Here is a 23017-nt window from a genome sequence, read left to right as displayed (position 1 = left end):
CTTAACCGAGTTGAATTGTTGTTTCGTCGATAAACGACGCGACGGGGACAGGCAGGTTGCGCGGTGCTGGACCCTTACGGATACGGCCAGCCGTATCGTAGTGAGAACCGTGGCACGGGCAGAACCAACCGCCGAAATCACCAGCATCGCCAAGCGGCACGCAACCAAGGTGTGTACACACACCCATCTGCACCAGCCATTGACCAGCTTCGTCCAAGGACCGGTTTTCGTCGGTCGCAGGCACTTCGCCAAGGTTGTCGTTGTTCGCTTCTGCATCAGGCAGATCGTCAACGCTGACCTCACGGGCCTCTGCGATTTCTTCTTCTGTGCGGTTCCGGATGAAAACCGGCTTACCCTGCCACAGCACAGTGATCTGTGTGCCGGGATCAATCGCGCTGATATCAACGCGGATAGAGGCCAAGGCCAAAACATCGGCAGAGGGGTTCATCTGATTGACCAGCGGCCAGACAGCAGCGCCTGTAACCACTGCGCCCGCACCAGCGGTGGCGTAGTAGATAAAGTCGCGGCGTGTGCCCTGGTGTTCGTCTGCATGTGACACGGGGTGCATCTCCGTTTTAATGTTGCGGACATTCCGCACGAATAGAGGTCGTTCCATAAAGGGCCGCCCATTGCGGCGGTGTTTAGACGGCAATTCCCTGCCAGTCCAGCGGACATTCGGGCGCAGCCTGTTATCTGATGTCTAAGTGTTACGCGTCGCTAACCCGTTAAACCTGCCATACTTTATTTTAGGACTATATCCTGCGTCTTATCAGCGCGACTCCCCCAGACCTGCGCAATCGTAAGCAAGAAAGCGTAATTACTGATTCGATTCTCGGCGGAAACTAGCGAAGAGGTGAACAGATGTGGCGTTTTGGGTGGTTGAGCAGCGCAAAACAGGGGTCTATAGCGGAACAGACCCTGTAACGCTGGACACCGCTATGACCGCCATCCGCCTTATTTCATTGTTGATCCCGCTTTTCGCTGCAAACACTGCAGCTGCTGAGGTTGAACTTAGCTTTTACGGCGGCATCCAAAACGCGCCTTCGTCTGATGTTACGATTGCAGGCGACGATGTGATTCCCGACGCGACATTTGGCATTGACTGGGAAGGTCGGTCATTTGATGCACCCGTCTACTATGGCATTCGTGTCACAAAATGGCAGAGCGCATCGTTTGGTTACGGCATCGATTTCGCACATAACAAAGTGTACCCGCAGGACGGCGAATTGCCGGCTGGGTATGACCGGCTGGAATTTACGGATGGTCTGAACACATTGACGGCAAATGCCTATTACCGTTGGCAAGACGCATTGGGCGAGATCACACCATATGTCGGGGGTGGTGTCGGGCTGTCTATCCCACATGTAGAGGTGTTGACCTCTGATAGCCGGACCCTTGGCTATCAGGTGACCGGTCCTGCCGCTACTTTGATCGCCGGTGCAAGCATGCCAATAAATGATCAATGGTCGATTTTTGGCGAATACAAAGGCACTTACACGGTCAACGAAGGTGACTTGGATACGGGTGGGACAGTATCCAGCGACATCTTTACGAACGCGCTCAACGTTGGGGTGAGCTTCAACTTTTAATTAGCATCTCGCGCGAGTTTGATTTGCGCGATCAGGGGAAGCTGCGTAATCTTTTTGGTACGACGACTGCCAAAGGGATTCGTTTCTATGCTGTACCGGTCAATTTCGACCATTCTTTTATGTTTTGTAGTGCCATCAGCGGCGCTTTCTGAAGTCGAAGTCAGCCTTTATCTGGGAAACCAGTCCGGGCCGCCATCCGACATCAACGTTACTGGTGACAGCACGATTCCCGACCTTAGCTTTGAACAAAAGTGGGAAGGACAGTCGTTCAACTGGCCGATCTACGCGGGATTTCGCGTCACAAACTGGCGCACGCCTGACTACGGTTACGGTCTGGACTATGCCCACAACAAGGTCAGGCCACCGAACGGCGAATTGCCCGCAGGCTTTTCCGCGCTCGAATTCACTGACGGGCTGAACACTTGGACGATCAACGGGTACCGCCGCTGGCAAAACGCCGTCGGGGACGCCACGCCTTATGTTGGCGCGGGTCTCGGCATTTCAGCTCCTGGGGTCGAAGTCCGCTACCAAGGGTCCGACACCTTTGAATACCAAATCACCGGCGTGGCCGCGACGTGGCTTGCAGGGGTGACCTATCCCGTGAACGACGAATGGTCGGTCTTTGGCGAATACAAAGGAACGTTCACGTCCAACGACGTGGAATTGGACGGCGGCGGATCGCTGACGTCCGACATCTTTACCAACGCATTAAACGTCGGCGTCAGCTTTAGCTTTTAAGTCGCTGTTGCCTGCATTGACGGGCGTTCGACAAATGCTGCATGCCAAGCGGCCAAGTCGCTCTTACCGTCACGCCAGTTCCGCACATCGTGCCGTAAATCCACATAAGACAACGCACAAGCAACAGCGATATGGGACATATCCAGCGGGCCTGACAAATGGCTCATCCAGCGGTCATTGATCGACGCGATTGCACGGCTGGCCTTTTGCCATTGCGCTTCAACCCAATCGGCGGATTGTTCCGCTTCGGGACGCAAACGTACCTCGTAGGCCATTGAAACCGTCGTATCCATGATACCGTCTGCGGTGGCTTCTAAAGTCAACGTGTCCCAAATCCGTGCAGCAGGATACATGCTGCCGTTGTTGGTATCGTTGAGGAACCGCGTGATAACGCGACTGTCGAACAACGTTGGGGCATCATCACGGACCAAAGCAGGGATTTTTCCAAGCGGGTTCGCCGCGATCACGGCGGCATCAGAGTTGAACGCTGTCGTGGCGACGGCTTGTTCCGGAATGATATCTTCCAACCCCATTTCACGGATCAACACACGTACTTTGCGCACATAGGGCGACGTCGGGGACATAATCAGTTTCATGTGACTTCCTTAATTTTGCGGTGGATGACGCATCAGATGCGCAAGTGTTTGGGTGTCGATGCCTGTCGTTGATGTTTCGATCTTGTCAGCCGCACGCAGGCGAACGTCGTCAGGCTTGTTCTGGCTCAGCTTCCATGTGCCGTTGATCGCACTTACATGCAGACGGCACGGCACAATCTGGCGCATCATCTTGTCCAGCACGTCCGGCGTCATCTTTGTCGTCAACCAAGGCGGTTTTGGCGCAAGTTGATCTTCGAAATGCGCCGACTGGCGATCCAACATGTCACGCATTGCGTCCTGCGGGAGCCGTTCGAGCGTGCCTCGCAGGTGGACAGCAACATAGTTCCATGTCGGAACCTGATCGGGAACCTCATACCAATCGGGCGACACGTATCCATCGGCTGCCGTTACGGCAATGACGGCCTTTTGGGGAGTGTCGAGCAGGCGTAAGATCGGGTTTGACCTGACAAGATGCAGATCGGCGGTCACCCCATTTGCAGTCAACGCAAACGGAATATGCGACACCAGCGGACCATCGTCATGGTTCAACGCCAATACGCCAAATCCACGTTCCCGCGCAAAGGTGATGTTTTGGACATCGTCAGGTTTGCGGAAGGACGGGTTGGGATGCATGGTCTGCCTTACGGAAAATAGGTAGGTTCAGCCCCCGGCACCCAGATGGGCCGCTTGACCATAATGGTGGCGAAGCTGTCCGAGGTTTCAAACGCTGTCAACCAACGGATCAGATGCGGCCAGTCTTGGGCATTGAACCAATCACGATCCGTATTCGCGAACTGACGCACAAAGGGGAGGATCGCCGTATCAGCCATTTTGGCCATATCACCAAAGAGATAGGTTTGACGTGCAAGCCGGTCGTTTAGGCCCATCAACACATCTGCGGCAGCGGCACGATCGGCAGATGCATCACGTTCAGGGAAGCGCACCGCGTATTTCGTGTGATCAAGCGCCTTTTTGAAAGGACCATCATTGGTATCAATCATCGCGTGCCCTTCGGCAGGCATATCAAGCCAGCCTTCCGGATCATTCTTGCGCAAGGCCCACATCATCACGTCGCGCGATTCGTCTATGACCGTCCCGTTGTCATTCAAGACAGGTACAGTCGCTTTTGGGCTGACCGTTGTCATTTCGACCGGTTTCTCCTTGAGAAGAATGTCGCGCAGATCGACCGTCACACCAGTGTAAAGAACCGTAAGACGCGCGCGCATGGCGTAAGGACAGCGGCGAAAAGACCAAAGGATCGGTGTTTGGGGCATCATGCGGGAGCCTCCGGCGGGGATATAGAGTACGTCAAAGAAGCGGGTTGCGGCGTCTATGACGTCAGCTGCGTGGCTGTGGCACCGGTGATTACGGTGGTCACGATCTGGGATTCGGGTTGGTCGGTGTCGAAGGTAACTTCGGCAAATTGCTGGGTCCGACCCATGCGAGGATTTTCCATCAGAATGTGATGGGTTTGACCGATTTGGGCCTTCAGGTGATTCTGCACTTGGGTATCACCTGCTGCACGAAGCTGCGCGGCGCGGGCTTTAATCAGTTTGCCGTTTACCGCCGGCATACGCGCAGCAGGCGTGCCTTCACGTGCGGAATAGGGAAAGACGTGCAGCCAAGTCAGATTGCAGTCTTTTACCAGAGCCAGTGAATTGGCGAACATCGCGTCGGTTTCGGTCGGGAATCCCGCGATGATATCCGCGCCGTAGGTCATATCAGGGCGCAATTTGCTGGCCTGCTCGGTGAATGCGATTGCATCGTCACGCAGGTGCCGCCGTTTCATCCGTTTCAGGATCATGTCGTCGCCATGCTGAAGCGACAGATGAAGGTGCGGCATCAGACGCGGTTCGGTCGCGATGGCCTGCATGAGGTTTTCGTCTACCTCGATGCTATCGATGGAACTGATCCGTAGGCGCGGCAGGTCAGGCACCAATTTGAGGATTCGCATGACCAGATCGCCAAGCTTTGGTTCCGATGGCAGGTCAGCCCCCCACGACGTCAGGTCAACGCCGGTCAAGACGACTTCGTTGTAGCCCTTTTGCACGAGCCGTTTGATCTGGTCGACCACGACGCCAGCTGGCACAGAACGCGAATTACCGCGACCGTAAGGAATGATGCAAAACGTGCAGCGGTGGTCGCACCCGTTTTGGACCTGCACATAGGCGCGGCTGCGGGTGCCGAAGCCATCGATCAGGTGACCTGCGGTTTCGGTCACGGACATGATGTCGTCGACCTGTACAGGTTCGGTCGCCCCGATCAAGTCAGGGGCCATCTGGACCCATGTGTCAGGGTTCATCTTTTCGGTATTGCCGAGGACGACGTCGACCTCACCCATATCCGAAAACGTCTTGGGTTCAGTCTGCGCTGCACATCCGGTCACGATGATCTTTGCATCCGGATTGGCGCGGCGCTGCTTACGAATGTCCTGCTTGGCCTTGCGCACCGCCTCTGCCGTCACCGCACAAGTGTTCACAATGATCGCGTCAGATACGCCTGCTTGGGTCGCCAGATCTTTCATCGCCTCGGTTTCATAAGCGTTCAGACGACATCCATGATTTGAAAAAATCGGAGCTTTAGCCATGCCAGACACCATCAAACACATGGGCCGTCGGGCCAGTCATCCAAACGCCATCATCACGCCAGTCAATCTGCAGCGTACCACCATCCAGATCAATCTGGGCCTTACGGCCAGTTAAACCACGGCGGGCGGCAGCCACAGCAGTCGCACAGGATGAAGACCCAGACGCAAGCGTCACGCCGACGCCACGTTCCCACACCCGCATGCGGATATGATCAGGGCCAATCAGACTGGCGAACTGAACGTTTGTGCGCTGCGGGTACAGCGGATGATGTTCCAACTCGGCGCCACGCGCCTCAAGGTCAACAGAATCAGCGTCATCCACAAAAAACGTGCAATGTGGGTTGCCCATTCCGGTGGCCGTTGGCGCACCATCAATCGGCAAAGATAGCGTGTCCATCTCATGCGCCAGCGGCACTTCATCCCAGTTGATTTGCGGATGTCCCATATTCACAGACGCCATGCCATCCACATCGACGGCCTGAAGCGTGCCGCGTTCGGTAGTTAAGGTCACGGAGTCGGCCCCGGAACCGTCCATCATATGTCTGGCAATACAACGGGTTGCGTTCCCACATGCGCCAGCTTGTGATCCGTCGGCATTCCAAAACGTCAGATGAACGTCCGCATTAGGCGAATCACTGAGAACGGCGAGCTGATCATAGCCCACCCCACGATGGCGATCCGCGATAGCAATCGCCAATGCAGCATCGACGCGCGGGGTGATTCCCCGTTCATCAACAACAACAAAGTCATTTCCCAGTCCATGCATCTTCATAAACGGGATTCTGGTCACATTTTTCTGGCTCATACAGGCGCATATAGACAAGGTTTGTGATCTTATCCAGATGCGCGCAAATTTGGGGTTGACGCTGTCGGCCGGTATTCCTAGAAGCGCCCCCAGTGGGCCGTTAGCTCAGTTGGTAGAGCAACTGACTTTTAATCAGTAGGTCGATGGTTCGAACCCATCACGGCTCACCACTTTCCCTCCTTAGCTTTATCTACCAAAGGCCGATACGTTGGTGGGATTGTGGGTCGTATGATTGCGACACTTGGTAGGATTCGGCCGTATCATCAAAACGGTGATCGCTTTTGGCTGACATTGCTTTTACAAATCAAAGCAGTGCAAGTCCCGCGCACGACATTGAAAATCAATCCTTAGGCTACATCATGCGACCATCGCTTATCCTTGTTTTTCTTGCTGCCACCCTTTTGTCCGCGTGCAGTGGTTTAGGGCGTGATCGAACAACCGTCGTTGGTGTCGGTACAGACGATCTGCTGAAGCTGCGGTCGGGACCGGGGCTTGGGTTTGCGGTGGTGTTGGGGTTGCCGGATGGGACCGATCTTGTGCGCCGCGACTGCGTTACCGAAGTGGGTCAATTGTGGTGCGAAGTGGCGCTTGCCGATGCCCCGCGCGTTTCTGGATATGTGTCCGCGGACTATTTAGACGGGCGATAAAGCCGCTACGGCAGATCAATTTACGCCACACCAGCGGAAAAACCCAGCTCCCCACTCATTTGTGCCCCTTTCCCGCACCTGCCGATTGCCCTATTCGGGACCAAACGAAGGGGACATTCATGTCGATCAACAGCTTTGGCCATCTTTTCCGGTTCACCACATGGGGCGAAAGCCATGGACCTGCGTTGGGCGCGACAGTTGATGGCTGCCCTCCAGGCGTGAAACTGGAAGCGCCGATGATCCAGCAATGGATGGACAAGCGCCGCCCCGGTTTGAACAAGAACACCACTCAGCGCCAAGAAGCGGACGAGGTAAAAATCCTGTCCGGCGTTTTTGATGGAGTAACGACGGGCACCCCGATCCAGTTGATGATCGAAAACACAGATCAGCGGTCCAAAGACTACGGCGATATCGCCAATACATTCCGCCCCGGTCACGCGGATATCACGTACCACCAGAAATACGGTGTGCGGGATTATCGGGGTGGCGGACGGTCATCGGCGCGTGAAACCGCGTCTCGGGTCGCAGCTGGTGGTGTCGCGCGTGAGGCGATCAAGGCACTTGCTCCTAATGTCGAAATTCGCGGTTACATGACCCAGATGGGTGCCAAACAGATTGATCGGTCCAAACTGGACTGGAGCCAGATCGACAAGAACGATTTCTTTTGCCCAGACGCAGATGCAGCGGCGGAATGGAACGACTATCTGGCGTGGCTGCGCAAAGACGACCACAATTCCGTCGGTGCGATTATCGAAGTCGTCGCGCGCGGCGTTCCTGCGGGGATCGGCGCGCCGATCTATGGTAAGCTTGATACCGATCTTGCGGCTGCGATGATGTCGATCAACGCTGTGAAAGGCGTCGAAATCGGCGAAGGCATGGCCGCCGCCGCGTTGACAGGGCGCGACAACGCCGACGAGATTTTCATGGGCCAGGGCGGGCCAGAATATTCATCAAACCATGCTGGCGGCATTTTGGGTGGTATCAGCACGGGTCAAGATATCGTGGTTCGGTTCGCTGTAAAGCCTACGTCGTCGATCCTGAGCCCGCGGAAATCAATCCGGATGGATGGCACACCAACAGAGGTGATCACCAAGGGGCGGCACGACCCATGCGTTGGTATTCGTGCGGTGCCTGTGGGTGAAGCCATGATGGCTTGTGTGATTTTGGATCACCTGCTGTTGGATCGCGGTCAAACAGGCGGCGTGCGCGGCCAGATCGGTTAATTGGGGGCCAGCCCCCAAACCCCCGGGATATTTTTGACCAAAAGAAGAATTAGGCCGGTTGTTTGCTCAATTGTACGGCTAGGATACCTCCTGCTATGATCACAACGCCCAAAACGTCGAGCAGACCAATGGTTTCGCCGAGCAGGGCCGCCGCAATTGCAACGCCCAAGAACGGGTTGAGGAAGTGGAACGTTGACGCTTTGACAGCGCCGATACGCCCGACAAGCACGAACCAAACCCACGTTGCCAATAGCCCGGGCACGATAGTTGTGTAGATGAAGGCCACGATCAGTTGCCAATTCCACGTCACGTCGAAGGTTTCAAACGCGAATGCGGGGGCCCAAAGCATAGCACTGCCCACAAGCATTTGCAGGCCAACAATCATCAGCACATTGCCGCCTGAAGCAGCCCCAAGCACAGCAAGCGTCGCGATTGTCAGGGACACGACCCCGATCAAGCACAGGACGAGGCCGTAAAGGTCAACGCCACCTATGATCCGTGCGCCCATGATGACGACGACACCGATTACACCGGCGATAAGGCCGGCAATACCCAGTGCTTTGATTTTCTGCCCTAGGAAGAGCCAGCCGACGAAGGCCACAAGCAGCGGCATGGTTGACGCGATGATGGCAGCCAGCGACGCGGCGATCGTCTGCATCGCCACGAAGTTCAGTCCAAGGTACAACGCGTTCTGGCAAACACCGAAAACGACGACGCCAACCCATTGTTGGCGCGATAAACGCATGTTCTGGCCAAGTGCGGCGGCGATAAGCACCCCGAGCGTGCCCGACACAAGGAACCGAAAGGCAAGCGCAGTCAACGGCGGCGCGTATTCCACGATCACGCGAGCAGACGTAAATGCGGAAGACCACATCGCCGCGAAAGCAAGCCCCATCAGAATTGCGCGTATGTCCATGTTACCTCACAAACGAAAAAGGGCCGCCATTTCGGCGACCCTTTCCCAATCTTGCAAGATGCGCAACGACTTAGTCGTTTACGGAATCTTTCAGCGCTTTCGCGATTGTCATTTTGACAACCTTGTCTGCGTCTTTCTTGATCTGCTCACCAGTGGCTGGGTTGCGAACCATACGCTCTGGACGTTCGCGGCAATAGATTTTGCCAACGCCTGGAAGTGTCACAGCGCCGCCGCCGGATACTTCTTTCGTGATGATGGAAACGATCCCATCAAGCGCGCCTGTCGCGCCTTTTTTGTCCAAGCCGGTTTCTTCGGCGATCGCAGCTACCAGCTGCGCTTTTGTCATAGGCTTAGTGGCCATGGTTCAGTCTCCCTCGTTTTATACTTTAACAACCCATAGGGTCCCCTACCGTCTGAGTGAACGGTATATGGTGGCTATCCACTACAATTTGTGTGTCCTGCGCAAGGAAAATAACGCGTTTTCCACTGTTTTTTGCAGGTTTTGCGCCTTTAGAGGAACGCTGTTTCCTCAAAGCTGCGTAATTTACGGCTGTGAATGCGTTCTAACGGCATATCACGCAAGCCTTCCATCGCCCTGATTCCGATCATCAAGTGACGAGCCACCTGTGTTTTATAGAAATCAGACGCCATTCCGGGCAACTTCAGTTCCCCGTGTAGCGGCTTATCCGACACACACAAGAGCGTACCATACGGCACCCTAAAGCGAAAACCGTTCGCCGCGATGGTCGCGCTTTCCATATCTAGCGCAATCGCTCGTGACTGCGAAAGCCGCTGTACAGGGCCCGCTTGTTCGCGCAATTCCCAGTTCCGGTTGTCGATGGTGGCAACGGTACCGGTCCGCATAATTTTCTTCAGCTCGTAGCCTTTCAGCTTGGTCACGTCGGCCACAGCCGTTTCCAACGCAATCTGAATTTCGGCCAACGCAGGGATTGGCACCCAAACCGGCAGATCATCGTCCAAAACGTGATCTTCACGCAGGTACGCATGAGCCAACACAAAATCACCTAGGCTTTGCGAATTGCGCAGCCCAGCGCAGTGACCTACCATCAACCACGCGTGGGGGCGCAGAACCGCGATATGATCAGTCGCCGTTTTCGCATTTGATGGACCGACACCAATGTTGACCAACGTAATGCCACCGCCGCCTTCACGTTTGAGGTGGTAGGTTGGCATTTGCGGCAGTTTCGCGGGCGCATGCAACGGTGCATCTGCGTCAGTGATTTCGACGTTACCGGTGCTGACAAAACTTGTGTAGCCGCTATCTGGATCAGCCAGCATTTGACGCGCGTAGCCTTCAAATTCCTCGACATAGAACTGGTAGTTCGTGAACAGAATGTGGTTCTGAAAATGCTCTGCGGCAGTGGCGGTATAATGCTGCAAACGCGCCAGCGAATAATCCACGCGCTGTGCTGTGAATGGCGCCAATGGTGCGGACCCGTCTGGGTACTGGAACCCTGCCCCGTTCACGATGTTATCGTGTGTCGTACTGAGATCCGGCACATCGAATACGTCGCGCAACGCGAAATCCATCGACCCTTCTTGCGGAACAGTCATCGTGGAATCGTTCGCCACGGCAAAGTGAACCGGCATCTCTGTGTCGGAACAACCGATCACAACCGACACACCGTGATTTTCGATTAACAGACCGATCTGTTGCTCAAGATAATGCTGAAACAGATCGGGACGGGTCACCGTCGTGCTATATTCACCAGGTTCTGCAACGTGGCCGAAGGACAGGCGGCTGTCCGCCTTTGTGTAGCTTGTCGTCGTCAGGCGGATTTCAGGGTAAAACGCGCGGTATTTATGCGCAGGCGTCTTGCCAGACACCGCTTCCGCAAAGTGCCCACACAGGAAATGTGTCGCTGTGCGGTAGATTTCATTCAGGCGAGCGACGGCTGCTGCCGGATCGGTAAAACTTTCAGGGGCTGGCACATCGGGTGTCAGCAAGGTGCGTGTATTTTCATTCATCATACGATTATCTTCACTTATTCTTATTTATTTTTCGTTTTCATCTTCAAACAGCGACGTCATTTCAAACTTGGTCACATCGACCAAACCCAAATCAGAAATGCGTAACGCGGGGATGACCACCAGCGCGAGAAGCGAATGCTGCATATAGGCATTGTTCAGCGTACATCCACATGCGGCCATCGCTGCGACCATTTGATCTGCGTTTGCAGCCACTTCCGCTGCGGGTCTGCCTGACATCAATCCGGCAATAGGCAATTCGATCAACGCGATTTCCTTACCGTCTTTCCAGACAGTTACGCCGCCGCCAACTTCACCCAGACGGTTCGCCGCCTGCGCCATGCAAGCGCGGTCTGTGCCGACCACAATCATGTGATGACTGTCATGTGCGACGGTCGACGCGATTGCCATGTCGCCTGTGTAGCCAAAGCCGGACACAAAACCGTTGACCACATCACCCGTCGCGCGATGCCGTTCGACAAGCGCGATTTGGCAAGTCTTGCCTTCACCCTGCACCACACCCTCTACGACGGGCAGGTCAGCGGTCAGGGCCTCTGTCGGGGCTTGGTTTTCGACGACGCCGATGACCTTGGCGGTCACGGTGTTTTTGCCCGCAGGCGCTGCGATCTCAAAATCAGCGGCGGCAAGCGTCTTGCCCATATGCACCGTCTGGCGCGCCTTTTCCGGCCACGCGTAGTGCGGGCAATCGACGGTGATCTTGCCTGCCTCTGCCACCTTCACGCCGCGCGCGTAAACCACATCAATCGGCAGTGTCTTGAGGTCAGACGTCAGGATGACATCGGCCCTGCGACCCGGTGCAATCGACCCGAGTTCACGTTCCAAGCCAAAGTGTGTCGCCGTGTTGATCGTCGCCATTTGCAGCGCAATCACAGGATCACACCCGCACTCAATCGCATGACGCACAACACGGTTCATGTGGCCGTCGTTGACCAAGGTTCCGGCCATGCAATCATCTGTGCACAGAATGAAGTTGCGTGGATCAAGCCCCTTTTCCGTCACCGCTGTGATCTGGCTTTCGACATCATACCACGCAGAGCCAAGCCGCATCATCGATTTCATCCCAAGCCGGACACGCGCAATCGCATCTGCTTCGGCGGTTCCTTCATGGTCATCGGCGGCACCGCCCGCGACATAGGCGCTAAACGGGATGCCTTTGTCAGGCGATGCGTAATGCCCACCCACGGTTTTGCCCGCGTTCATTGTCGCGGCCATTTCAGCCAGCATTTGTGGATCGCCGTTGATCACACCCGGAAAATTCATCATCTCACCAAGTCCGATGATACCCGGCCAAGCCATCGCTTCAGCCACATCATCCGCGGAAATCTCAAAACCTGTTGTTTCCAGACCGGGGGCGGACGGGGCGCAGGACGGCATCTGTGTGTAGATGTTCACGGGCTGCATCAACGCTTCGTCATGCATCATCCGCACGCCTTCCAGCCCCAAGACGTTCGCGATCTCGTGCGGATCGGTGAACATCGTTGTCGTGCCATGCGGGATGACGGCTGCGGCAAATTCAGCCGGCGTCAGCATGCCGGATTCGATATGCATGTGACCGTCGCAAAGACCAGGGATCAGGTAACGTCCAGCGGCGTCCACAACGTCCGTATCAGGGCCGATGCAATGCGACGCATCAGGGCCGACATAGGCAAAGCGGCCTTCGACGATGGCGACCTGCCAGCCGTCCAGAATTTCGCGGGATTGTACGTTTACAAGGCGACCGCCTTGGATCACCAGATCAGCATGTTCGCGACCAGCGGCGACTGCAACCAAACGGGGGGCGGTTTCAGCCCAAGATTTAATGTGTTGTTCCATCCCCAATGGTTTCACCGTTTTGAGGAAGGCGCAAGAGGTCTAGAGCTTCGCGATGTCTAACGGTTTTTGATCGGGGTTCAGTTGAACCATTTTAAGGTTCAGCGCCGCCGCAATTGTCACCCAAACCATGTAGGGCACAAAGGCCATACCTGCCCAGAAATCGACTTGAAAGTGTGTGATCAGGCAACCCAAAACTGCCAACCAAAGCGCAGCCATGATCGGCAAGGATTTCTTCAAGGCGCGCAACCCAAAGAACACGGGCGTCCACAGTGTATTGAACGCGATCTGCAGGGCCCAAAAAGCAAGCGCAATTTGCGATCCTTCGATGCCAGCAACGCGTGCGCCCGCAAAAGCGACCAACAGATAAATCGACGTCCATGCGACGGGAAATACCCAGTTGGGCGGCACCCAAGTTGGTTTGTTCAGCTGCTTGTACCATTCCCCAGTTGGAAACAGCGCACCTGTAGCGGCGGCCCCGAATGTCGCGAGGAGGAAAATGACGAAGTAAACGAAGTCCATGGATCAGCCCTTTGCTACGGGTCGTATCTGCATAACTATGCTTTTTGGCGATTGGTTCCAATTGCTTCTTGTTCACGCGCTTTCAGGTCCGCAAGAATATCCAGCACGGCCAATGATCTGCGCTGATCAGGCACGCGATGCGACGCCGCATCGACCAAGAACCGGACTTCTTTGAGCGGCTGTGCATAGATCACCGCTGATTTGGGCATAAACGTCGACACCGCCGTTTGCGTGCCAGCTTGCAGCAACCACCCTAGTTTTTGCACCTTGCTCGTGTGCGCCCGCATCGAAATCGTATCGTACCCTTGGTGGCGAATTTGTGTACCGATGCCCGCATAGATCAAACGCGCAGCCCAAATTCCGGTACGCGCTTTGAAAGGTAGCGCGTTGATCCCTGCTTCAGATCGCAGATAGAGCCGCTGCGCCTCGGCCAATAGGCGTTTCACCATCATCCGCACGGCATCGGTCGGCAGTGGGTCGCGGGTGAAATTGAACGGATCAATCCCTTCCTCTGCCAGCCAATCCATCGGCAGGTATATCCGTCCCATGCGGGCGTCTTCGCCGACATCGCGAGCAATATTGGTCAGCTGCATCGCAACACCCAGATCACAAGCTCGCGCAAGTGCATCAGGGTCGCGCACCCGCATCAAGACGCACATCATGGCACCGACAGCACTTGCCACGCGGGCCGAATAATCACGCACGCCTGACAGGTCCTTGTAGCGTCGTTCATCCGCGTCCCAAGCAAGCCCTTCAAGCAAAGCTTCAGGCAGCGCGCGCGGCATTTCAAATTCCGCAACAATCGCAGCGAATGCGCGGTCTTCGGGTGCATTGCGTGGTCGACCAGCATAGGCCAGATCAAGCCGATCCTGCAGGCGTAAAACGGCGGATGTTTTACACGTGCCTTCGTCTACTTCGTCATCTGCCAAGCGGCAAAACGCATACAGCGCCAAAGCCGGATCACGCACTGACTCCGGCAATATTTTGGACGCCGCGTGAAAGCTTAGCGATCCCGTGCGGATCGTCTCGCGACAATGGTCTAGATCAGCCGGATCAATCATTCCGCAGCCATCCTTATGTCACGCTGTACGGGCGCATCTGGCACTAATTTGCCTAGCACTTCTGCGCTTGATACCACACCGGGCAGGCCGGCACCCGGATGGGTCCCCGCGCCGACCAAATACAGACCTTTCGCTTCTTCGCTCACATTGTGCGGACGGAAATAGGCGGATTGCAAAATACGAGGTTCAAGCGAGAAACCCGCGCCATGCGGCGACAGATACCGGTCACGAAAATCTTCGGGTGTGTAAATCAATTCGGTCGTCAGATGGTCCCTGAAACCGGGGATTAAACCATCCAGAACATCAGCGACCTTAGCCTTATAAAGATCGCGCTCCTTACCCCAATCAACGGGGTTTGCATGGCCCAGATGCGGCACCGGCGATAGCGCGTAAAAGGTGTCATCACCCTTCGGGGCGACCGTAGGATCAGTCACCGCAGGACGATGCACATAAAGCGACATGTCGTCTGCAAGTTTGCCTTTGATAAAAACGTCCTGCAAAAGCCCTTCGTAACGCGGACCGGACATGATCGTGTGATGACCTACGTCGGCCCATTTATCAGCGGTACCTTTTGTGCCGAAATACCAGACGAACAATCCCATGGACCACCGTTTGCGGTCCAGCTTTGCACCTGTCCACCTCTTTGGCTTCTTCAACATCTCTTTGTAAGTATGGCCCGCGTCAGCGTTACTGACGACCAAAGGCGCTGCCAGTGCTTCGCCATTTGTCGTGCGCACGCCTTTAGCGGCACCATCTTCGACGACGATTTCATCGATCTGTTCGCCCAGCCGAATGACGCCGCCTTGCGATCGGATCACGGACGCCATGGCGTCGGCAATCGCCTGCACGCCGCCGACAGCGTAATGGACGCCATATTCCTTCTCGAGATGGCTGACCAAAGCGTACATCGACGTCACATTCATCGGATCGCCGCCAATAAACAGCGGATGAAACGACAACGCCATTTGTAAACGCGGGTCTTTCACACGGGCCTTTGCAAGACCGAGGATAGAGCGATCCGCGCGCAGTTTCGCAAACTCTGGCAGCACTTTAATAGTGGACCATGCCTTGTGCATCGGCTCTGCGACCATTCCTTCGAAGCCCACAACATATCGGCGCTCGCTGTCCTTGAGAAAACGCTTGTAACCTTTCACATCGCGCGGCGACAAACGACCCACCTCAGCGACCATACGATCGGTGTCTCCGCATGCGGTAAATTTCGATCCGTCCAGCCAGCGTATCTCGTAGAACGGATCAAGCGGTTTCAAATCAACGTCCTCGCGAAAATCACGACCGCAATCTGCCCATAATGTCTCGAACACCTGCGGGACGGTGACAATCGTCGGGCCAAGATCAAAACGATGTCCGCTTTGCATCACGGATGATCCGCGGCCACCCACGCGATCAAGCTTATCCAACACTGTAACGGCATAACCTTTCGCACCAAGACGCATGGCCGCCGCCAAACCGCCCAAGCCTGCGCCCACAACAAGCGCCGCATTGGAATCAGGGGAGGAAGCGAAATGTGTCAACATAAACTTACACTAAGTTGGGAAATTCAGACTGGCAAGTACAAGCTATGTGCATGTAACCTTTGCAAAAGCAGATTCATATGTCAGTGTAAGTTTACACAACAGGAATCTTCATGCCGCAAACGGTCACTCTTTCTTTCTTCAGGTTCGCAGGCCCCATCGCACGGATGTGGGCATTTGCTATGATGGGCTTTGCGCGCAGACCTATGGCCCGCATTCCCGATATCGGATTTTGGAAACTATGCGGGTCCGGCAAGGGCGAAGGGTTCACGCCGCGCATCGCCCCTGATGTCTTCGCAATCCTCGCCACGTGGCCGGACGCGCAAACTGCACATGACAGGGTAGCCGCGACCCCCATCTATCAACGCTACCGCGCCGAATCCGTCGAGAACTGGACCGTATTTTTGACCCCCACGTCAGCACGTGGGGATTGGTCAGGTGAAAAGCCGTTTTTGCCGCAGCAAAGCAGCAGCGGACCTCTCGCGGCGCTGACCCGAGCCACGATAAAGCCCGGCATTTTGTCACGCTTTTGGGCGCGCGTACCGGATATTTCGGCGATGATCGGGACCGACCGCAACGTTGCGTTCAAAATTGGGATTGGCGAGGTCCCAATGCTGCATCAAGTCACTTTTTCCATTTGGCCATCGCAGGCCGCGATGGACGCATTCGCCCGCACCGGACCCCACGCCCAAGCGATCAAGGCAGTACGCCAAGAAGGCTGGTTCAAAGAAGAACTTTACGCCCGTTTCGTCGTTCAATCCGACATCGGCACGTGGGGCGGCACGTCGCCGCTTGCAAACCTCTCCAGATCAGAACTGGACCCCGCATGACACAGCCTTTTCCATTTTCTGCTATCGTTGGCCAAGAAGAAATGAAACGCGCGATGATCCTCACAGCGATTGATCCGTCAATTGGTGGTGTTCTGGTGTTTGGTGATCGTGGTACTGGCAAATCCACCGCTGTGCGCGCATTGGCCGCCCTTTTGCCGCCCATTGCGGCTATCGAAGGATGCCCTGTGAACAGCGCAAAGGCGGGCGAGGTTCCGGATTGGGCCAACCTCAAAACCAAAGCCACACACGAAGTTCCAACCCCCGTCGTAGACCTACCGCTTGGCGCGACAGAGGATCGCGTGACGGGCGCGCTAGATATTGAAAAGGCTCTGTCACAAGGCGAGAAAGCGTTCCAACCCGGCCTGCTGGCGCGGGCAAATCGGGGATATCTTTATATCGACGAGGTGAACCTGCTCGAAGATCACATTGTTGATCTACTGCTTGATGTCGCGCAATCCGGCGAAAACGTAGTGGAACGCGAAGGGCTTTCGATCCGGCACCCTGCCCGTTTTGTGCTCGTGGGGTCTGGCAACCCTGAAGAGGGCGAACTGCGACCTCAACTGCTTGACCGATTTGGGTTATCTGTCGAAGTCGCCAGCCCAAAAGACATCGACACGCGGGTCGACGTGATCAAACGACGTGACGCTTATGAAAATGACAACGCAGCCTTTATGATCCGGTGGCAGGCCGAAGATGCCGCCATTCGCGACCGCATTCTGACTGCGCGCAAAGCATTGAAAGACCTCAAAACACCCGATGCGACGCTGCGCGATGTCGCGGAACTCTGCCTCAAGATGGGATCAGACGGTTTGCGCGGCGAATTAACCTTACTGAAAGCGGCGCGTGCTTATGCGGCGTGGCGTGATGATACCGCGCTGACGCGTGCGCATGTGCGCGATGTGGCAGGCATGGCGTTGCGCCACCGCCTGCGCCGCGATCCGCTAGACGAAGCAGGGTCAAGTGCCCGTGTTGGTCGTGTTGTGGCCGATGTCCTTGGGTAGCGAAATATGGCAAAATGCGATGCTTGCGCTGCATGTGTTGGCGCAAAATTCGGGACTTGGCGGCATGGTTGTGCGCGCGCGGTCCGGTCCTGTCCGTGATGCTTTCATGACCGCAGTGAATGACCATTTTGGCAGCGTGACCCGTTTACACCCGCTGATGTCGGATGATGTTTTGCTTGGCGGGATTGATCTGACCACGACGCTGGCTTCGGGATCATTGGTCGAAAAATCGGGCCTGTTGATGGCGGGCAATACCTTCGTTCTTGCGATGGGGGAACGGTGTACCGTCGGACTTGCGGCTCGTCTTGGATGCGTATTGGATCAAGATCCAACCAAACGGCTGATTGTATTGGACGAAGGCGCGACACCCGACGAAACAGCCCCTGCGAACCTGCGAGAGAGGCTCGCGTTCAATATTGATCTCACAGAGGTGGGCATCGGTGATGTTTCTAGCGTTTCTTATACGTTGAACCGGACAAAGACGTCTACGTTGAACCGGACAAAGACGTCCGACGATGACCTGCACCAGATCATCGCGATTGCAAATCAATTGGGGGTCGCGTCGCTGCGTGCGCCTGCATTTGCGCTAAAAGCGCTACGTGCGACCGGTGACTTGGAAACCGCCGCCCAGTTGACGCTCGTCCACCGCGCGACACAGTTCCCGCAACAACCGGACGATCCCCCCGCGCCAGAACAATCGGCCGAGACCCAGCAAACGCCAACGGAAATTCCCGACGATCTGGTGCTGGACGCAATTCGGACCATGTTGCCCGACGATTTACTGGACAGGATCGCCGCACAAAAAGCGCGAGCCGGACAAGGCAACGGGAGTGGCGCCGCACGAAAAAGTAACCGCCGCGGTAGACCGTTACCTGCACGTCAGGGGCGGTTGTCGGACGGCGCACGAATCGACCTCATCGGCACATTGCGCAGCGCGGCACCTTGGCAGACGATCAGGCAGCAAATGACAGGGCGTGACCGTCTGCACATTCGTCAGTCAGACATTCACGTCAAACGCTATGAAAACCGCAGTGATCGCTTGTTGATCTTTGCCGTCGATGCATCCGGATCTGCGGCTATCGCACGGCTGGCAGAAGCAAAAGGCGCAATCGAATTGCTGCTGTCGCAGGCCTACGCCCGCCGCGACCACGTCAGTTTGATCGCGTTTCGCGGAACGACCGCAGAATTATTATTGCCGCCAACACGATCGCTTGTGCAAACAAAGCGCAGGTTGGCGGCCTTGCCCGGCGGAGGCGGCACACCGCTTGCGGCCGGTTTGCAGGAAAGCTTGATGCAAGCGCTGCATGCCAAGCAGAAAGGGTTAACCCCCACCGTGGTTATGTTGACGGATGGCCGCGCGAACATCGCTCTTGATGGTACAGCAAACAGACAACAAGCGGCCCAAGATTCACAAGACATGGCAATTGCTGTGCGGTCTCACGGTGTCGAAAGTCTGGTCATTGATACAGGCAACCGGCCCGAAGCCGTGCTGAAACACCTCGCTTCAACACTTGGTGCGGCGTACTTGCCGCTCCCGCGCGCCGATGCACACCGCCTGTCCGGTGCCGTTAGCGCCGCGCTGGACGCCTGACATGCGCTGGCCACGCGATGCGTCCAACTGGCCCATGCGCGAATTTTCCCAGCATATTCTGTGCAAACCCCATCGCTGGCATGTGCAAACAGCGGGAAGCGGGCCACTTATTCTTTTGATCCACGGCGCTGGTGGAGCCACGCAAAGTTTCCGGCACTTGTTTCCTATTCTTGCGACCACAAACACAGTGATGGCGATTGATCTGCCCGGTCAGGGTTTCACGCAACTGGGTGGACAGGGACGGTGCGGACTGGACGCGATGGCCGATGACCTATTGCGGCTAATGCATCAGATCGACGCGAAACCTGACCTTATAGTTGGTCATTCAGCAGGTGCTGCGATTGCGTTACGGGTTTGTGATCTTGGGGTCAGACCACCGCATGGCGTTGTCGGCATCAACGCAGCACTTGGAAATTTTAAAGGCGTGGCCGGATGGCTTTTTCCGGCGATGGCCAAGTTTCTAGCCGCGACGCCATTTACGGCAAGCGTTTTCTGCGCGACCACGACGGCCGCATCCTTACACAAATTAATCAAAGGAACCGGATCAAACATCGGCCCCGAGGGAGAGGCGTTTTATCTGCGGCTAGCCCAAGACACGGGTCATGTGGGCGCAACTTTGTCGATGATGGCGCAGTGGTCGCTTGATCCGCTGCTTGCTCGCCTCCCGCAAATTGATGTGAAAACAACTCTTATCGCTTGCACAAATGACAAAGCGGTCCCCCCCCAAACTAGCGCGGAAGCAGCCGCGCATATGCCAAACGCGCGTGTTTTGGAATTGACAAATCTTGGCCATCTTGCCCACGAAGAAGACGCGGATCAAATCACCGACATCATTCTGTCCGCGCTTCAGTCATAAATGTAAAAGGCCGCCAAGGCTTCCCCTGACGGCCTTTGCAAAAATCATTCGAAAGTGGCCTATTCGGCGAATGTCGCGAGATATGCGTACATATCAACAGCCTGCGTTTCGTCACGTACTTTGTAGGACATTTTCCCACGCGCACGGTTGTTGTCGAGCGCTTCACGCAAGTAACCCGTTGGGTCCATGACGTATGCGACGAAGCTTTCTTCAGTCCAACCAAGACCAGTCGTTTCGCCAAGCTCAACGATAGAGTTGCCATACCGGAACCCGTCAACTGTGCCAGGGACGCGACCCGCAACACCGTACAGGTTAGGGCCAGTCTTGGCGGCACGACCGGCCAAAACGTTGCCGTCGGCATCTGCAACCACGTGGCAGGATACGCACTGACGGTTGAACTGTTCTTCGCCCGCGGCCGCATCACCGGATGCAGCGTGACCGTCGGCAAATGCAGGTGCGGCAAGCATCGTGATCGCCGCTGCGATGTTAAATGTCTTCATGATCGTCTTCCTCTCGATCTAATTCTGTCGCCACATGTATCTGATACATCAGCGTCACTCTATACGTTAGCGCCTGCGCTTGAGGCGTCCAGTCCCTAGTCGTAAAATTCTCCGTGATCGGCGTTAAGCCACCGCATGCGCGAGGGCACATTGTTTCCACAATACACGCAGCGCCTTTACCAAATGATCAATGTCATCATCTGTATGCAATGGCGATGGCGTAAAGCGCAGACGTTCCGTTCCTTTAGGGACAGTCGGGTAGTTGATCGGCTGCACGTATATATCCCATTCACGCATCAGATAGTCCGACAGCATACGGGTTTTCACAGGATCACCGATCATCACAGGCACGATGTGGCTTTCGTTCTGCATATGCGGAATACCTTCGCGGTCCAGCGCCTGACGCAATCTGGCGACTTGGCGGCGCTGGCCTTCCCGTTCAGCGTTTGACGCCTTTAAGTGTGCGATGGACGTGCGCGCAGCAGCCGCAACTGCAGGCGGTAAAGCAGTCGTGAAAATAAAACCACTGGCGAAACTGCGAATGAAATCACACAAGGCTGACGACCCCGTGATGTAGCCGCCAACAACACCAAACGCCTTGCCTAACGTGCCCTCGATCAGGGTGATCCGATCTGCAACCTTGTCGCGTTCAGACACACCGCCGCCGCGCGGACCGTACATACCAACAGCGTGAACCTCGTCCAGATAGGTCATCGCACCATATTTTTCTGCAACGTCGACAATCTCTCGGATGGGTGCGACATCGCCATCCATGGAGTAGACGCTTTCGAACGCTACAATCTTTGGGCAATTCGCAGGCAATGCGGCAAGATTTTCTTCCAGATCAGCCACGTCGTTATGTTTCCAGATGACTTTCTGGGCGCGGGAATGGCGAATACCTTCAATCATCGACGCGTGGTTGCCAGCATCAGACAGGATCACACATCCGTCTAAACGCGACCCAAGCGTCGACAACGCGGCCCAATTCGACACGTAACCGGACGTGAACAGCAACGCGCTTTCCTTGCCATGTAGGTCAGCCAATTCATGTTCCAACAACAGGTGATCATGGTTGGTACCACTGATATTGCGGGTGCCGCCTGCGCCCGTACCTGTACGTTCAACGGCCTCGCACATTGCAGCAATCACCTTAGGATGTTGGCCCATGCCAAGATAGTCATTGGAACACCAAACCGTTACATCACGCACGCCATCCTCGGCATGATTGGCAGCCTTAGGGAACTTCCCACATTGGCGTTCCAGCTCCGCGAAATAGCGGTAATTGCCGTCGGCTTTCAGCTGGTCCAGCTGGGCATTGAAAAGCGTATCAAAGTCCATGGTGTCTATCCGTCTTTCTTCCAAAGTCATCTTGTCGTGGGGCCGGCAGCATCCAGCGCCATAGTTTTGCATCCGGCAGCGGGATCACCATCAGCCAATGCTCAAGCAAGGCAAGCGCCGCTAAAGCGGTCAGCAAAGCAAAACCAATCTGGGTCACATCAGTTTGGGCGGTCCAAAGCCGTTCAGCACAAACTGCTAAAACGGCAGTCAGCACGGTGATTGCAATCGGAAAGGCCAACGTCACATGTCCCTGTTTGAAAAAGGTTTTCAGGTGGGTCAGGCGCGCTGGGATGAATTCCAAATTGATGCGGGGAACCCCGAAAAACAAATTCAGCTTGGCGCAAACACGGGCCAGAAACAGGATCAGAAACGTCGCAATCGCGATCTGGTTCAATGCGCCATCAGATACAACGCTCAGCCCAATTGCCGCGACCAGCAATAACACCTCATGATAGGCCAGTGCCGACACAGCATTCACAAAGCGCGGCCACCCCAGTTCACCGGACATCGCACCAACGCGGCGTGGACCGGTCAGAACGCCCGCCAAAAACGTCAGCTCGATCCAGCCCCAAATTGCAAGGGCGCCGAGGAACCCTTGGTAGACGCCAACAACGGTTTGGGCCTGCAAAGATGCACTCACCAACGCAACGCCGATCACCAACACCGGCACGCCTGCTATGACCAAGGCGACATGGCCATCAACACGGTCCGCGCGGCGCACAGCCATCATGATCACGCCAGTGGAAAACCACCAGATGAACAAGGCAAATAATGCTGCGATCCAAGGCTGTGTCATGTCAGGGCGTCATCATCTTCTTTTGGTTTCAAATATCTTGGGGTCCGGGGCAATGCCCCGAAAAGGGGTG

Annotated in this window: 24 protein-coding genes and 1 tRNA gene; 9 read left to right on the top strand and 16 right to left on the bottom strand. The window is 55.7% G+C overall.

Features of this window, described 5'->3' with window-relative positions; translation table 11 throughout:
• Position 1: 1 nt before the first annotated feature.
• On the bottom strand, positions 2-559 hold the full coding sequence (petA, locus tag AC0L7R_RS01260; protein ID WP_247127926.1) for a ubiquinol-cytochrome c reductase iron-sulfur subunit: 558 nt from the start codon (positions 557-559) through the stop codon (positions 2-4).
• A 379-nt stretch (positions 560-938) separates the two neighbouring features.
• Here petA and AC0L7R_RS01255 point away from each other — a divergent pair, with 379 nt between their 5' ends.
• Both AC0L7R_RS01255 and AC0L7R_RS01250 read left to right on the top strand, forming a co-directional pair.
• A complete protein-coding gene (locus tag AC0L7R_RS01255) occupies positions 939-1589 on the top strand; it encodes an outer membrane beta-barrel protein (protein ID WP_473660333.1) in 651 nt (216 codons plus the stop codon).
• Positions 1590-1676: 87 nt separating this feature from the next.
• Positions 1677-2327, top strand: a complete 651-nt coding sequence (locus tag AC0L7R_RS01250) for an outer membrane beta-barrel protein (RefSeq protein WP_473658419.1) — start codon at positions 1677-1679, stop codon at positions 2325-2327.
• On the opposite strand, the gene AC0L7R_RS01245 is transcribed toward AC0L7R_RS01250, so the two are convergent.
• The 5 genes from AC0L7R_RS01245 to dapF are packed head-to-tail and all read right to left on the bottom strand — an operon-like array spanning position 2324 to position 6315.
• Positions 2324-2923, bottom strand: a complete 600-nt coding sequence (locus tag AC0L7R_RS01245; RefSeq protein ID WP_473658417.1) for a glutathione S-transferase N-terminal domain-containing protein — start codon at positions 2921-2923, stop codon at positions 2324-2326. The two genes, AC0L7R_RS01250 and AC0L7R_RS01245, sit on opposite strands and share 4 nt — an antisense overlap.
• Positions 2924-2932: 9 nt before the next feature.
• Positions 2933-3556 carry an FMN-binding negative transcriptional regulator gene (locus AC0L7R_RS01240; protein ID WP_348107457.1) on the bottom strand — a complete coding sequence of 208 codons (624 nt, stop codon included), beginning with the start codon at positions 3554-3556 and terminating at the stop codon, positions 2933-2935.
• An 8-nt stretch (positions 3557-3564) separates the two neighbouring features.
• Entirely contained in the window at positions 3565-4200 is a 636-nt protein-coding gene (locus AC0L7R_RS01235; RefSeq protein ID WP_473658416.1) for a glutathione S-transferase N-terminal domain-containing protein, read from the bottom strand.
• A gap of 53 nt (positions 4201-4253) precedes the next feature.
• Positions 4254-5522 carry a tRNA (N(6)-L-threonylcarbamoyladenosine(37)-C(2))-methylthiotransferase MtaB gene (gene mtaB, locus AC0L7R_RS01230; protein ID WP_473660331.1) on the bottom strand — a complete coding sequence of 423 codons (1269 nt, stop codon included), beginning with the start codon at positions 5520-5522 and terminating at the stop codon, positions 4254-4256.
• Positions 5503-6315 (bottom strand): diaminopimelate epimerase, encoded by an 813-nt coding sequence (gene dapF / locus AC0L7R_RS01225; protein ID WP_348107453.1) that lies wholly within the window; start codon positions 6313-6315, stop codon positions 5503-5505. Before dapF ends, mtaB begins: the two co-directional genes overlap by 20 nt.
• 94 nt (positions 6316-6409) lie before the next feature.
• On the opposite strand from dapF, the gene AC0L7R_RS01220 reads away from it, so the two are divergent.
• The 3 genes from AC0L7R_RS01220 (at position 6410) to aroC (ending at position 8185) form a co-directional block, all read left to right on the top strand.
• Positions 6410-6485 (top strand) — tRNA-Lys (locus tag AC0L7R_RS01220).
• Positions 6486-6674: 189 nt separating this feature from the next.
• Positions 6675-6962, top strand: a complete 288-nt coding sequence (locus AC0L7R_RS01215; RefSeq protein WP_473658414.1) for an SH3 domain-containing protein — start codon at positions 6675-6677, stop codon at positions 6960-6962.
• Between the two features lie 119 nt (positions 6963-7081).
• Positions 7082-8185 carry a chorismate synthase gene (gene aroC / locus AC0L7R_RS01210; RefSeq protein ID WP_473658413.1) on the top strand — a complete coding sequence of 368 codons (1104 nt, stop codon included), beginning with the start codon at positions 7082-7084 and terminating at the stop codon, positions 8183-8185.
• Between the two features lie 49 nt (positions 8186-8234).
• On the opposite strand, the gene AC0L7R_RS01205 is transcribed toward aroC, so the two are convergent.
• The 7 genes from AC0L7R_RS01205 to crtI form a co-directional block, all read right to left on the bottom strand.
• Positions 8235-9101, bottom strand: a complete 867-nt coding sequence (locus AC0L7R_RS01205; RefSeq protein WP_473658412.1) for an EamA family transporter — start codon at positions 9099-9101, stop codon at positions 8235-8237.
• Between the two features lie 70 nt (positions 9102-9171).
• Positions 9172-9462, bottom strand: a complete 291-nt coding sequence (locus AC0L7R_RS01200) for an HU family DNA-binding protein (RefSeq protein WP_183525916.1) — start codon at positions 9460-9462, stop codon at positions 9172-9174.
• Positions 9463-9611: 149 nt separating this feature from the next.
• Positions 9612-11093, bottom strand: a complete 1482-nt coding sequence (locus tag AC0L7R_RS01195) for an AMP nucleosidase (RefSeq protein ID WP_473658410.1) — start codon at positions 11091-11093, stop codon at positions 9612-9614.
• Positions 11094-11117: 24 nt separating this feature from the next.
• Positions 11118-12923, bottom strand: a complete 1806-nt coding sequence (locus AC0L7R_RS01190) for an adenine deaminase C-terminal domain-containing protein (protein WP_473658408.1) — start codon at positions 12921-12923, stop codon at positions 11118-11120.
• A gap of 39 nt (positions 12924-12962) precedes the next feature.
• Positions 12963-13442: a tryptophan-rich sensory protein TspO gene (tspO, locus tag AC0L7R_RS01185; protein ID WP_473658407.1), complete on the bottom strand. Its 480-nt coding sequence runs from the start codon at positions 13440-13442 to the stop codon at positions 12963-12965.
• Between the two features lie 35 nt (positions 13443-13477).
• Positions 13478-14503, bottom strand: coding sequence for a 15-cis-phytoene synthase (crtB, locus tag AC0L7R_RS01180; protein WP_473658406.1), 1026 nt, complete (start codon positions 14501-14503; stop codon positions 13478-13480).
• Positions 14500-16038 (bottom strand): phytoene desaturase family protein, encoded by a 1539-nt coding sequence (gene crtI, locus AC0L7R_RS01175; protein ID WP_473658405.1) that lies wholly within the window; start codon positions 16036-16038, stop codon positions 14500-14502. Before crtI ends, crtB begins: the two co-directional genes overlap by 4 nt.
• Positions 16039-16148: 110 nt before the next feature.
• On the opposite strand from crtI, the gene crtA reads away from it, so the two are divergent.
• From crtA to bchO, 4 genes are read left to right on the top strand one after another with little or no spacing between them, the layout of a single operon-like run.
• Positions 16149-16865, top strand: a complete 717-nt coding sequence (gene crtA, locus AC0L7R_RS01170) for a spheroidene monooxygenase (RefSeq protein WP_473658403.1) — start codon at positions 16149-16151, stop codon at positions 16863-16865.
• A complete protein-coding gene (gene bchI, locus AC0L7R_RS01165) occupies positions 16862-17866 on the top strand; it encodes a magnesium chelatase ATPase subunit I (protein WP_473658402.1) in 1005 nt (334 codons plus the stop codon). Before crtA ends, bchI begins: the two co-directional genes overlap by 4 nt.
• A gap of 19 nt (positions 17867-17885) precedes the next feature.
• Complete coding sequence (locus tag AC0L7R_RS01160; RefSeq protein WP_473658400.1) at positions 17886-19457, top strand: magnesium chelatase subunit D; 1572 nt, start codon at positions 17886-17888, stop codon at positions 19455-19457.
• A 1-nt stretch (position 19458) separates the two neighbouring features.
• Positions 19459-20313, top strand: a complete 855-nt coding sequence (gene bchO / locus AC0L7R_RS01155; RefSeq protein ID WP_473658398.1) for an alpha/beta fold hydrolase BchO — start codon at positions 19459-19461, stop codon at positions 20311-20313.
• A gap of 59 nt (positions 20314-20372) precedes the next feature.
• On the opposite strand, the gene AC0L7R_RS01150 is transcribed toward bchO, so the two are convergent.
• The 3 genes from AC0L7R_RS01150 to puhE form a co-directional block, all read right to left on the bottom strand.
• Positions 20373-20813 (bottom strand): c-type cytochrome, encoded by a 441-nt coding sequence (locus AC0L7R_RS01150; protein ID WP_348107438.1) that lies wholly within the window; start codon positions 20811-20813, stop codon positions 20373-20375.
• A 123-nt stretch (positions 20814-20936) separates the two neighbouring features.
• Positions 20937-22151, bottom strand: coding sequence for a 5-aminolevulinate synthase (gene hemA / locus AC0L7R_RS01145; protein WP_348107437.1), 1215 nt, complete (start codon positions 22149-22151; stop codon positions 20937-20939).
• Positions 22141-22947, bottom strand: a complete 807-nt coding sequence (gene puhE, locus AC0L7R_RS01140; protein ID WP_473658397.1) for a putative photosynthetic complex assembly protein PuhE — start codon at positions 22945-22947, stop codon at positions 22141-22143. The genes hemA and puhE overlap by 11 nt, the downstream gene beginning before the upstream one ends.
• Positions 22948-23017 lie beyond the last annotated feature (70 nt).

This window comes from Yoonia sp. D2-7 (assembly GCF_055809435.1).
Note: the sequence above shows the minus strand (reverse complement) of the source record. Positions and strands in the feature narration are given on the sequence as shown.

Coding starts and splice junctions, on each gene's coding strand:
- AC0L7R_RS01255 (WP_473660333.1), top strand. CDS start 939: ATGACCGCCATCCGCCTTATTTCATTGTTGATCCCGCTTTTCGCTGCA.
- AC0L7R_RS01250 (WP_473658419.1), top strand. CDS start 1,677: ATGCTGTACCGGTCAATTTCGACCATTCTTTTATGTTTTGTAGTGCCA.
- AC0L7R_RS01245 (WP_473658417.1), bottom strand. CDS start 2,923: ATGAAACTGATTATGTCCCCGACGTCGCCCTATGTGCGCAAAGTACGT.
- AC0L7R_RS01240 (WP_348107457.1), bottom strand. CDS start 3,556: ATGCATCCCAACCCGTCCTTCCGCAAACCTGACGATGTCCAAAACATC.
- AC0L7R_RS01235 (WP_473658416.1), bottom strand. CDS start 4,200: ATGATGCCCCAAACACCGATCCTTTGGTCTTTTCGCCGCTGTCCTTAC.
- mtaB (WP_473660331.1), bottom strand. CDS start 5,522: ATGGTGTCTGGCATGGCTAAAGCTCCGATTTTTTCAAATCATGGATGT.
- dapF (WP_348107453.1), bottom strand. CDS start 6,315: ATGAGCCAGAAAAATGTGACCAGAATCCCGTTTATGAAGATGCATGGA.
- AC0L7R_RS01215 (WP_473658414.1), top strand. CDS start 6,675: ATGCGACCATCGCTTATCCTTGTTTTTCTTGCTGCCACCCTTTTGTCC.
- aroC (WP_473658413.1), top strand. CDS start 7,082: ATGTCGATCAACAGCTTTGGCCATCTTTTCCGGTTCACCACATGGGGC.
- AC0L7R_RS01205 (WP_473658412.1), bottom strand. CDS start 9,101: ATGGACATACGCGCAATTCTGATGGGGCTTGCTTTCGCGGCGATGTGG.
- AC0L7R_RS01200 (WP_183525916.1), bottom strand. CDS start 9,462: ATGGCCACTAAGCCTATGACAAAAGCGCAGCTGGTAGCTGCGATCGCC.
- AC0L7R_RS01195 (WP_473658410.1), bottom strand. CDS start 11,093: ATGATGAATGAAAATACACGCACCTTGCTGACACCCGATGTGCCAGCC.
- AC0L7R_RS01190 (WP_473658408.1), bottom strand. CDS start 12,923: ATGGAACAACACATTAAATCTTGGGCTGAAACCGCCCCCCGTTTGGTT.
- tspO (WP_473658407.1), bottom strand. CDS start 13,442: ATGGACTTCGTTTACTTCGTCATTTTCCTCCTCGCGACATTCGGGGCC.
- crtB (WP_473658406.1), bottom strand. CDS start 14,503: ATGATTGATCCGGCTGATCTAGACCATTGTCGCGAGACGATCCGCACG.
- crtI (WP_473658405.1), bottom strand. CDS start 16,038: ATGTTGACACATTTCGCTTCCTCCCCTGATTCCAATGCGGCGCTTGTT.
- crtA (WP_473658403.1), top strand. CDS start 16,149: ATGCCGCAAACGGTCACTCTTTCTTTCTTCAGGTTCGCAGGCCCCATC.
- bchI (WP_473658402.1), top strand. CDS start 16,862: ATGACACAGCCTTTTCCATTTTCTGCTATCGTTGGCCAAGAAGAAATG.
- AC0L7R_RS01160 (WP_473658400.1), top strand. CDS start 17,886: ATGCTTGCGCTGCATGTGTTGGCGCAAAATTCGGGACTTGGCGGCATG.
- bchO (WP_473658398.1), top strand. CDS start 19,459: ATGCGCTGGCCACGCGATGCGTCCAACTGGCCCATGCGCGAATTTTCC.
- AC0L7R_RS01150 (WP_348107438.1), bottom strand. CDS start 20,813: ATGAAGACATTTAACATCGCAGCGGCGATCACGATGCTTGCCGCACCT.
- hemA (WP_348107437.1), bottom strand. CDS start 22,151: ATGGACTTTGATACGCTTTTCAATGCCCAGCTGGACCAGCTGAAAGCC.
- puhE (WP_473658397.1), bottom strand. CDS start 22,947: ATGACACAGCCTTGGATCGCAGCATTATTTGCCTTGTTCATCTGGTGG.